Below are 817 nucleotides of genomic sequence, written 5' to 3' on the forward strand. Positions count from 1 at the left end.
CGGTTCCGCCGTCGCCAGCCGCGGTGTCCGCATCGGGGTGGCGATCGCGGCGGGATTTTCACCAGTCGCTTCATCGATGAACGCAGCAAGGTCGAGCAACGTCGGCCGCTCGAACGGCAGCGACACGGGAAGCTGCAAGCCCAACGCATCGACGCACCAGGCGTGCAACGACAGCACCCGCCGCGAATCAAGCCCCTGCTCGAACAAGGATCGATCGAGCTCGACGCTGTTGTTGTCCATTACCTCTGCCGCACCGCGTTGCAGCAGCGCGAGCAACAGGCGCCGTCGTTCCGCGCCGCGCGCGGTGCGCCAGGCACTATCGGGATGACCTTTGCCATCGGTGGCGGATATCCCGGCAAACTCTCCGGCGAGAAAACGCTGCACCAGCTTGTAGCGTTCGATCTTGCCACTGCTGGTCTTCGGCACGGCGGCGATCGGCACCACGTGGTCCACCAACAGGCCACCCGCGCGCATAAGCCGCGTCCGTAGCGCTCGGGCTAATTGGGGAAAATCCTGGTCGGCGGCACGAGTCTGCACGAACAGCACCAGCAGCTCCCGCTGAGCGACCGGGTCAGGTACGCCGCAGGCGACGACGCGGCCGAGTTCCACGCCTTCAACGTCTTCGGCCAGCCGTTCGAGGTCCTGGGGATAGTAGTTCTGCCCGGCCTGAATGATGATTTCCTTGATCCGGCCAGTCAGTACCAGGCGGCCGTCCGTCAGGAACCCGGCGTCGCCAGTGCGTAGCCAGCCATCCGGCGCGAACAGCGCGGCGGTGGCGGCGGGGCTGCGGGAGTAGCCGCCCGCCCTGCTGCGGCTG

The 817-nt window shown here is 66.7% G+C and carries 1 protein-coding gene; it reads right to left on the minus strand.

Annotation, left to right across the window (positions count from 1 at the left end; translation table 11 throughout):
- A partial coding sequence (locus GSQ89_RS27130) for a phosphopantetheine-binding protein (RefSeq protein WP_216856421.1) occupies nucleotides 1-817 on the minus strand: 817 nt, incomplete at both ends.

The organism is Acidisphaera sp. S103 (assembly GCF_009765975.1).
GTDB lineage: Bacteria > Pseudomonadota > Alphaproteobacteria > Acetobacterales > Acetobacteraceae > Rhodopila.